Consider the following 10,001-nt stretch of genomic DNA (forward strand, 5'->3'; position numbering starts at 1 on the left):
GCGACCTTAAACTAGTGAGGCGGGGGCCTAATCACCGCGCGCCCGCACCTTGAAGCCGCCGCCCGGGGCCGGGCGGCGGCTTCGCCGGTGTCCGGCGGGGTCCGCCAGGTGTCCGACCGGCTCAGACCGGCTGTCCGACCGGCCGTACGACGACCGTGTTGACGTCGACGCCGGCCGGCTGGCGGATCGCCCAGACGACCGACTCCGCGAGCTGGTCCGAGGTGAGCAGATGGCCGGGCGGCAGACTGCCGTAGCTGTCCCAGAAGGGGGTCTCCACCCGCCCCGGTGAGATCAGCGTCACTCCCACCCCGTACTCGGTGACCTGCCGGCGGGTGTTCTCGGCGAGGCCGGTCACGGCCCACTTCGTCGCCCCGTAGATGTTGCCGGGGCCGTGGACGTGCCCGGCCACGCTGCCGACGAGCACGATCCGGCCGCGGGTCTCCTTCAGCTGCTCGATCGACGCCCGGACGAGCAGCGCGGGTCCGAGCACGTTGGTCAGCACCATGTCCCGCCAGCCGGCCGGGTCACCCTCGGCGACGGTGTCGTGCGTGGCGTATCCGGCGTTGGCGACGACGGTGTCGAGGCGGCCGAACTTCTCCACCGTCGCCGCGACCGCGGCCTGCACGTGGCCGTAGTCGGCGGCGTCGCCCTGGAACGTCAACAGACCCTCGGGCTTGCCGAGTTGTTCCGCGAAGCCGCGCAGCCGCTCCTCCCCGCGGCCCGTCACGGTCACCCGGTGCCCGGCGTCGAGCAGTTGCCGGGCGACCGCCGCCCCGATTCCGCTGCCGCCGCCGGTGATGAGTGCAACCGGTGAGCCAGTCATGTGATCCCCCAAGGCGTGTTCGGCCAGGCCGTGTCCGGCGAAGTGGTTCGTCGAAGTGCCGGGAGTCCATCACTTGGAGCGCACTCGATGTCAACACCGTTCGCGCCAGGCCTAGTTGGGGGGAAGGAGCTACGGCTTCACCCCGACGTACACCGTCAGTGCCGTGAGCACGAAGACGTCCGGCCGGTGGTACACGCTCGCCTTGTCCTCCGGGTCGAGGAGCCGGTCGAGGGTCGCGCGGTCGTCGGCGTCGAGGCCTTCGGCGAGGCCGTCGCGGCGGTGGCCGAGGGAGGTCGCGACGAACGCGCGGGCCTCGTCGGAGGCGGGGGCGGGGAGGTCGAGCAGGAAGGTACGGGTCGCGGTGTGGCGCAGGCCCACCGCCAAGAGCAGGGCCGGCCAGTCCTCGACGTCCTCCACGACGGCACCGGGCAGCTCGGCCCGCATCCGGGCGAACCGCTCCTGCTCGATCGCGTCCATCCGGGCTTGGAGTCCGGGACGGCCGATGCCGAAGTCGCGCGGGAGGTAGCGCGAGGGCAGGCCGCCTTCCAGGAGCGCGAGGGTGCCGCCGGGCGCGAGCCGGTCGGCGAAGCCCGCGAGGGCGCCCCGCTGGTCGCCGACGTGGTGCAGGGACCTGCTCGCCCACAGGAGGTCGGCCGGGTACTCCAGGTCGCCGAGCCCTTCGCCGAGCTCCGCCCGGAGGGTGCCGAAGCGGTCGGCGATCCCCCGCCGTGCGGCGCGTTCGCGGGCCCGTGCCAGGAGGGGTTCCTCGCCGTCCACGGCGATGACCCGGGCGGCGGGGAACGTGTCGGCGAGCAGACAGGAGATGACACCGGGACCGCTGCCCGCGTCCACGATCAGCTCGGGGTCCGGCCGCATCTTCCGCAGCCAGCTCGCCGCCTGCGTGTACAGCGGACTGAACAGCTCGGCCTCCTGCTCCAGCATCGGAAGCATCTCGGCGAAGTCGATGTGGCTGTGGCTGTGGCCATGACCGTGGCCGTGACCGTTGCCGGCGTGCTGTTCGTGACCGTGCGCCATGGCTGCGAGCCTTTCGTTCGGAATACCTCCAGCCTGCTCTCGCCTCCCGAAAACAGCCACTCACGTTGCCAAAACGGCAACAGTTCCCCGCACCCCTTTCAGGGGCGCGGGGAACGGCGCAATCTCTTGATCTTTCAGGCGACCACGCGGTCAGGCGAAGGTCACAGAGCGGGATACGCGTTCTTCATGAGCTCCTGGAACTGCGCGGAGAACCAGTGTCCGGACAGCGGCGCGTTCGCCAGCGCACCGGACATGTTGTTGTTGTTCCGCGGGTTACCGGTGTACGTCGGGTCGCACATGCGGTCGAAGCCCTTGCCCTCGTCGTTCGGGATGGCGGTGCTCGACCCGTCCGACTCACCCGGCGGCTTCATCCACACGTACGCGTCGATGCCGGTCGCCGGCGCCGCCTGCGGCCGCTCGCCGAGGCCCGCACCGGACTGGTTGCACCAGTTGCCGAGGTGGATGCGCCGGTCGTAGCGGCCCCCGTCGACGTACGTGTCCACGGTGGTCGTCGGTCCGGCGGCGGTGGGCCGTGCCGTGCCGCCCCAGCCGTTGCGGGAGGTGTCGATCAGCATGCCGATGCCGGACGGGAAGCCGATCGAGACCAGCTGGGTGCGCATGGCCTGCGCGTACGACTGCTCGTCGACGTAGCGGTTCCAGTCGATCCACTTCGATGTGCGGACCGAGGCCCCGTTCACGGTGTCGTTCACCGTGAAGTGGTTCTCCTTCGTGGCGCTGTAGTTGGCGGTGTTCACGATGAAGCCGTGCACGTCGGCGACGGTCGCGCCCTCGGTGGAGGCGGCCTCCTTGAAGAGCGCGGCGGAGGGTGCGAAGTTGTCGTCCCAGCCGAGCCAGCCGTGGTGTCCGGCGTCGATGTAGTTGTAGACGTTGGGCACGTCGCCGAGCTTGTTCAGCGCGTAGCCGACGCCCTTCTGGTAGTTGCCGTTCGCCTTCATGGTGTCGCAGTTGGCGGTGGCGGTGGCCCGCGGCGTGACGTTGGTGACGAGGTTGGGCAGCGAGTCGATCTCCACCGTGGTGACGATGCGCAGACCCGCGTACTTGGTGTCGGCGAGGATCGCCGCGATCGGGTCGATGTACTGGGTCTTGTACTTGTCGATCTCCGTCGGGCCCAGCTCTCCGTTGGACGCCAGGGCGGAGCAGTCACGGCCGGGCAGGTTGTAGATGACCAGCTGGACGACCAGCTCGTCCGAGCCCTTCTGCGCGAGCGCCGCGTCCAGGTGGGCGCGCAGGCCCATGCCGCCGTTCACACCGTTGATCGCGGCGATCCGGTCGAGCCACACACCGGTCGGCTGGTTGGCGATACGGCTGCCGCCGGTCTCGGCGGTGGCCTTCGCCTTCCACTCCGGGTTCACGTACACCTTGGCGCCGGAGTACGGGTTGTCCACACGGCTGCCGGTGCCGGGATCGGTCGGGTCCGTGGGATCCGTGGGGTCCGTGCCGCCGTCGTCGACGTTGCAGGTCACCCCGTCGAGGGTGAAGGTGGTCGGCAGCGCGTTGGTTCCGCTGTAGGTGCCGTTGAAGCCGAAGCTGACCGAACTCCCGGTGCCCAGCGTGCCGTTGTAGCTCTCGTTGGCGGCGGTGACCGCGGTGCCGCTCTGGCTGAGCTTGGCGTTCCAGCCGCTGGTGACCTTCTGGTTGCCGGCGTACGACCACTTCACGGCCCAACTGGACTTGGCCGCGCTGTTGTTGGTGACCGTGACCGCGGTGGTGAAGCCGGTGTCCCACTGGTTCTGCACCTTGTACTCGACGGTGCAGGGGACGGCGGCGGCGCCGACGTCCGGGGGTATCGCCGCGACGGCGGCGCCCGCGGTCCCGGCGACCAGCGCCAGCGCCGCGAGAAGTGCAGTTCTGGTACGGCTCATGTGCGGGGTGTCCTATTCGTCGAGGGCGCGCGGAAGCCCGCGGCCCGATGCCGAACGACGTGGTGGTGCCGTCGTGAGGAGTTCGGAGCCCGGAGCACGTCGAAGCACGTCACGGCGCGGCCGATGAAGGAGTGCACCCGCGCCGACCGCTCAAGGCCGGCCACTGGAAAAAGTGAACGCGGGGGTGGTGCATGAGCGACTCCTTGCAGTGCGGTCGCGCCGTGACGGACGCGTCGACTGATGGAACCGCTCCCACTGGTGCGGACGAAGGTAGCGCCAAGTGTTGGTAAACGACAGAGGAGCTGCACTCTTGATCTATCGAATCATTTCGACTCTTCAAGCACCTTGACCCCTTGCACCCCTCTCTCCAATATGGGAGCGCTCCCACTGGTTCAAGGCTTGTTGCTCCTCCCCCCATCTCCGAGCCGCAAGGAGAGGAACCAGAACATGGCACCCAGACGCAGACGCCGTGCGCGGCGGATGTGGACAGCCGTGGTGGCGGCCCTCGCGCTCCCGCTGACCATGCTCACCACCGGTACAACTCCTGCACAGGCGGCGGCCGTTCAGTGCAGCGTCGACTACAGGACGAACGACTGGGGCTCCGGTTTCACCGCCGAGCTCACCCTCACCAACCGCGGCACGGAGGCGATCAGCGGTTGGACCCTGACGTACGGCTACACCGGCAACCAGCAGCTGAGCAGCGGCTGGAGCGGCACCTGGTCGCAGTCCGGCAGGACGGTCACCGCGACGAACGCGTCCTGGAACGGGACCATCGCGGCCGGGGCGGCCGTCACGACCGGCGCCCAGTTCACGTACAGCGGCACCAACACCGCACCCACCTCCTTCGCGATCAACGGCACGACCTGCGCCGGCGCCCATCAGCCGCCGATCACCGTGCTGACCAGTCCCGCGGCGGGTGCCGTGTACTCCCAGGGGACGGCGGTCCCGCTCGCCGCGACGGCAGCGGCGGCGGACGGCGCCACGATCAGCAAGGTCGAGTTCTACGACGACACGACCCTGCTGGGCACCGACACCAGCTCCCCGTACTCGCTCTCGGCCACCGGCCTGGGCGTGGGCAGTCATTCGTTGCTGGCGAAGGCGTACGACAGCCTGGGCGCGTCCGCGGAGTCCACTCCGGTGGGCATCACGGTCGCCTCGGGTCCCGCGGTGGTGGTCTCACCGACCCAACTCGGCGTCCAGCAGGGCAAGACGGGCACCTACGACGTCAAGCTCTCGACCCAGCCCTCGGCGAACGTGACCGTGGCGACCGCTCGCGCGAGCGGCAACACGGGGCTGTCCGTCACCGGCGGGGCGTCGCTGACCTTCACCCCGTCGAACTGGGCCACGGCACAGAAGGTGACCGTCACCGCCAATGCCACGGGCACCGGTTCGGCCGTCTTCGACTCGACGGCCACCGGCCACGCCAAGGCGTCGGTGACCGTCACCCAGCTCGCCGCGTCGAAGGAGTACGACGCCCGCTTCCTGGACCTCTACGGGAAGATCACCAACCCGGCGAACGGCTACTTCTCACCGGAGGGCATCCCGTACCACTCGGTGGAGACACTGATCGTCGAGGCACCCGACCACGGGCATGAGACGACGTCCGAGGCGTACAGCTATCTGCTGTGGCTGCAGGCCATGTACGGCAAGGTCACGGGCGACTGGTCGAAGTTCAACGGTGCCTGGGACATCATGGAGAAGTTCATGATCCCCACGCACGCCGACCAGCCGACCAACTCGTTCTACAACGCCTCGAAGCCGGCGACGTACGCACCCGAGCTGGACACGCCGAACGAGTACCCGGCGCAGCTCGACTCGGGCATCTCGGTGGGCCCGGACCCGATCGCGGCCGAGCTGAAGAGCGCGTACGGCACGGACGACGTGTACGGCATGCACTGGCTGCAGGACGTGGACAACGTCTACGGGTACGGCAACTCGCCGGGCAAGTGCGAGGCGGGCCCGTCCGACACCGGTCCCTCGTACATCAACACCTTCCAGCGCGGCGCGCAGGAGTCGGTGTGGGAGACGGTTCCTCAGCCGACCTGTGACGCCTTCAAGTACGGCGGCACGAACGGGTACTTGGACCTGTTCACCAAGGACGCGTCCTACGCCAAGCAGTGGAAGTTCACCAATGCCCCGGACGCCGACGCGCGGGCCGTGCAGGCCGCGTACTGGGCGGACATCTGGGCCGAGGCGCAGGGCAAGGGCGCGGACGTGTCCGCGACCGTCGGCAAGGCGGCGAAGATGGGTGACTATCTCCGCTACTCGATGTACGACAAGTACTTCAAGAAGATCGGCAACTGTGTGGGTCCGTCCACCTGCCCGGCGGGCACCGGCAAGGACGCCTCGCACTACCTGCTCAACTGGTACTACGCGTGGGGCGGCGCGACCGACACCTCGGCCGGCTGGGCCTGGCGCATCGGCTCCAGCCACACCCACGGCGGCTACCAGAACCCGCTCGCCGCGTACGCGCTCAGCTCGTACGCCGATCTGAAGCCCAAGTCGGCCACAGGACAGACGGACTGGGCCAAGTCGCTGGGCAGGCAGCTGGAGTTCTACCGGTGGCTGCAGTCCAGTGAGGGAGCCATCGCGGGCGGCGCGACCAACAGCTGGCAGGGCCGCTACGCGACACCGCCCTCCGGGACGCCGACCTTCTACGGCATGTACTACGACGAGAAGCCCGTCTACCACGACCCGCCGTCCAACCAGTGGTTCGGCTTCCAGGCGTGGTCGATGGAACGGGTCGCCGAGTACTACCAGCAGACGGGCAACGCGGACGCCAAGACCGTCCTCGACAAGTGGGTCGACTGGGCCCTGGCCCACACCACGGTCAACCCGGACGGCACCTTCCGGATCCCGAGCACGCTCCAGTGGTCGGGCAAGCCGGACACCTGGAACGCCTCAAGTCCCGGTGCCAACACGGGACTTCACGTCACCGTCGCCGACTACACCAACGACGTCGGGGTGGCGGCCGCGTACGCCAAGACCCTGACGTACTACGCGGACCGGTCCGGTGACACCGAGGCGAGGACCACGGCGAAGGCGCTGCTCGACGGCATGTGGGCGAACAACCAGGACGCGCTGGGTGTCGCGGTGCCGGAGACACGGGCCGACTACAACCGGTTCGACGACTCGGTGTACGTGCCGAGCGGGTGGAGCGGCAGGATGCCGAACGGGGACGCCGTGAACTCGTCGTCGACGTTCGACTCGATCCGGTCGTTCTACGAGGACGATCCCGCGTGGTCGAAGATCGAGGCGTACTTGGCCGGCGGGGCCGCGCCTTCATTCACCTATCACCGGTTCTGGGCCCAGGCGGATATCGCCCTCGCCATGGGGTCCTACGCGGAGCTTCTCGAATAGCCCCCGCATGTCGCTCCGCGGGTGGGGCGGTACTGAGGCTGCGGGCCGGATGTGGCTGGCCGCGCAGTTCCCCGCGCCCCTGAAGGGGCTCGTGTGCACCGGGACCGGGCGGCTCCACCCCCACGGAGCCGCCCGGTCGTCACGCCTTTCACCTCACGAAAGGGACCCTCACCGTGCGAAGAACCCGAAGAACCCCCGTCCTGACCGCTGTGCTCGGGCTTGCTGCCGGGCTGCTCGCCGGTGCGCCTCCCGCGCTCGCCGCGCAGCCTGTCGAGAAGGGGCCGGCGGTGTCCATCGCCGCCGACACCTATACCTGGAAGAACGCGCGCATCGACGGGGGCGGTTTCGTCCCCGGGATCGTGTTCAACCGGTCCGAGAAGAACCTCGCGTACGCCCGCACCGACATCGGCGGCGCCTACCGCTGGCAGGAGGCGTCGAAGAGCTGGACGCCGCTGCTCGACTCGGTCGGCTGGGAGCGCTGGGGGCACACCGGGGTCGTGAGCCTCGCCTCCGACCCGGTCGCGCCCAGCAAGGTGTACGCCGCCGTCGGCACGTACACGAACAGCTGGGACCCGGGGAACGGGGCCGTGCTCAGGTCCTCCGACCGGGGCGCGACCTGGCTGAAGGCCGATCTGCCGTTCAAGCTCGGCGGGAACATGCCCGGCCGCGGCATGGGTGAGCGGCTCGCCGTCGACCCCCATAAGAACAGCGTGCTGTACCTGGGCGCGCCGAGCGGCAAGGGCCTGTGGCGGTCCACCGACTCGGGGGCCTCCTGGTCGCAGGTGACGAACTTCCCGAACGTCGGCAACTACGTCCAGGACGCGACCGACACCAGCGGGTACGCCTCCGACAACCAGGGCATCGCCTGGGTCACCTTCGACGAGTCGAGCAGCACGGGCACCGACGCCACCAAGAACATCTACGTCGGGGTCGCCGACAAGGACAACGCCGTCTACCGCTCCACCGACGCGGGCGCGACCTGGTCCCGGATCGCCGGGCAGCCGACCGGTTACCTGGCCCACAAGGGGGTCCTGGACGCGACGAACGGCTATCTCTATCTCGCGTACAGCGACAAGGGCGGCCCGTACGACGGCGGCAAGGGCCGGATCTGGCGGTACACGACGGCGACCGGCGCGTGGACGGACATCAGCCCGGTCGCGGAGGCCGACACCTACTACGGCTTCAGCGGGCTGACCGTCGACCGGCAGAAGCCGGGCACGGTGATGGCGACCGCGTACAGCTCGTGGTGGCCCGACACCCAGATCTTCCGCTCCACCGACAGCGGCGGGACCTGGACGAAGGCGTGGGACTACACGTCGTACCCCAACCGCTCGAACCGCTTCACCATGGATGTGTCGTCCTCGCCCTGGCTGACCTGGGGCGCGAATCCGTCGCCGCCCGAGCAGACACCCAAACTGGGCTGGATGACCGAGGCGTTGGAGATCGATCCGTTCAACTCGGCGCGGATGATGTACGGCACGGGCGCGACGATCTACGGGACCGAGAACCTGGGCCAGTGGGACAGCGGCGGCCAGTTCACCGTCAAGCCGATGGTGCAGGGTCTTGAGGAGACGGCCGTCAACGACCTGGCCGCTCCCCCGTCCAGCGGCGCCCAACTCCTCAGCGCCCTGGGGGACATCGGCGGGTTCAGGCACACGGACCTCACCAAGGTCCCGTCGATGATGTTCACCTCGCCGAACTTCACCAGCACGACGAGCCTCGACTTCGCGGAGTCCGACCCGGGCATCGTGGTGCGGGCGGGCAACCTGGACTCCGGTCCGCACGTGGCGTTCTCGACGGACAACGGCGCCAACTGGTTCGCCGGTACGGACCCTTCGGGGGTGAGCGGCGGCGGCACGGTCGCCTCGGCCTCGGACGGCAGCCGGTTCGTGTGGAGCCCGGCGGGCACGGGCGTGCACTACGCGACCGGGTTCGGTACGTCGTGGACGGCGTCGAGCGGCATCCCGGCCGGCGCGGTCGTGGAGTCCGACCGGGTCGACCCGAAGACGTTCTACGGCTTCAAGTCCGGCAAGTTCTATGTCAGTTCGGACGGCGGGGCGACCTTCACCGCCTCCTCCGCGACCGGACTGCCGAGCGGCGACAGCGTACGGTTCAAGGCGCTTCCCGGGGTGAAGGGTGACGTCTGGCTGGCGGGCGGGGCGAGCGACGGAGCGTACGGGCTGTGGCACTCCACGGACTCCGGCGCGACCTTCAGCAAGCGGTCGAACGTCGAGCAGGCGGACACCATCGGATTCGGCAAGGCGGCGACCGGCGCTTCCTACCAGACGCTCTACACGAGCGCGAAGATCGGCGGCGTTCGCGGCATCTTCCGCTCCACGGACAAGGGCGCCACCTGGACCCGTATCAACGACGACGCCCACCAGTGGGGCTGGACGGGTGCCGCCATCACCGGCGATCCGCGCGTCTACGGGCGGGTGTACGTGTCGACGAACGGGCGCGGTGTCATCTACGGCGACTCGTCCGACGCGGGCGGCGGGGGCGGGGGCGGCGGTACGGACCCGACGCCGACCGGGGCCTGCGCGGTCACGTACAAGATCACCAATCAGTGGTCGGGCGGCTTCCAGGCGGACGTGCAGCTCGCCAACACCGGCACGACCGCGTGGACGGGGTGGTCCCTCGGCTGGGCCTTCGCCGACGGGCAGAGCATCACCCAGGCGTGGAATGCCGAGCCGACCCAATCCGGAGCGGCCGTCACGACGAAGAACGTGAGCTGGAACGCGAACGTGGCGGCCGGTTCGTCCGTGGGCTTCGGCTTCACGGGCAGCTGGTCGGGATCGAACACCAAGCCGACGGCGTTCAAGCTCGGTGACCAGTCCTGCTCGGTGACCTGACCCCCGGGCGGGACGAACGGGAGGGCGCGGACCCGCTGGGGTCCGCGC

5 protein-coding genes are annotated in these 10,001 nt (G+C 69.3%); 2 read left to right on the forward strand and 3 right to left on the reverse strand.

The window, feature by feature from the left end:
• Positions 1–121: 121 nt before the first annotated feature.
• From ACFWGJ_RS36425 to ACFWGJ_RS36435, 3 genes are all read right to left on the reverse strand, one after another.
• Positions 122–823: an SDR family oxidoreductase gene (locus ACFWGJ_RS36425; RefSeq protein WP_387333169.1), complete on the reverse strand. Its 702-nt coding sequence runs from the start codon at positions 821–823 to the stop codon at positions 122–124.
• Positions 824–952: 129 nt separating this feature from the next.
• On the reverse strand, positions 953–1,858 hold the full coding sequence (locus tag ACFWGJ_RS36430) for a class I SAM-dependent methyltransferase (RefSeq protein ID WP_387333170.1): 906 nt from the start codon (positions 1,856–1,858) through the stop codon (positions 953–955).
• 161 nt (positions 1,859–2,019) lie between these two features.
• Complete coding sequence (locus ACFWGJ_RS36435) at positions 2,020–3,741, reverse strand: glycoside hydrolase family 6 protein (RefSeq protein WP_387333172.1); 1,722 nt, start codon at positions 3,739–3,741, stop codon at positions 2,020–2,022.
• A 447-nt stretch (positions 3,742–4,188) separates the two neighbouring features.
• Here ACFWGJ_RS36435 and ACFWGJ_RS36440 point away from each other — a divergent pair, with 447 nt between their 5' ends.
• Both ACFWGJ_RS36440 and ACFWGJ_RS36445 read left to right on the forward strand, forming a co-directional pair.
• On the forward strand, positions 4,189–7,101 hold the full coding sequence (locus tag ACFWGJ_RS36440) for a glycoside hydrolase family 48 protein (RefSeq protein WP_387333174.1): 2,913 nt from the start codon (positions 4,189–4,191) through the stop codon (positions 7,099–7,101).
• A 173-nt stretch (positions 7,102–7,274) separates the two neighbouring features.
• Positions 7,275–9,953 (forward strand): cellulose binding domain-containing protein, encoded by a 2,679-nt coding sequence (locus tag ACFWGJ_RS36445; protein ID WP_387333175.1) that lies wholly within the window; start codon positions 7,275–7,277, stop codon positions 9,951–9,953.
• Positions 9,954–10,001: the final 48 nt, after the last annotated feature.

Origin of the sequence: Streptomyces sp. NPDC060205 (assembly GCF_042728395.1) — a bacterium.
GTDB lineage: Bacteria > Actinomycetota > Actinomycetes > Streptomycetales > Streptomycetaceae > Streptomyces.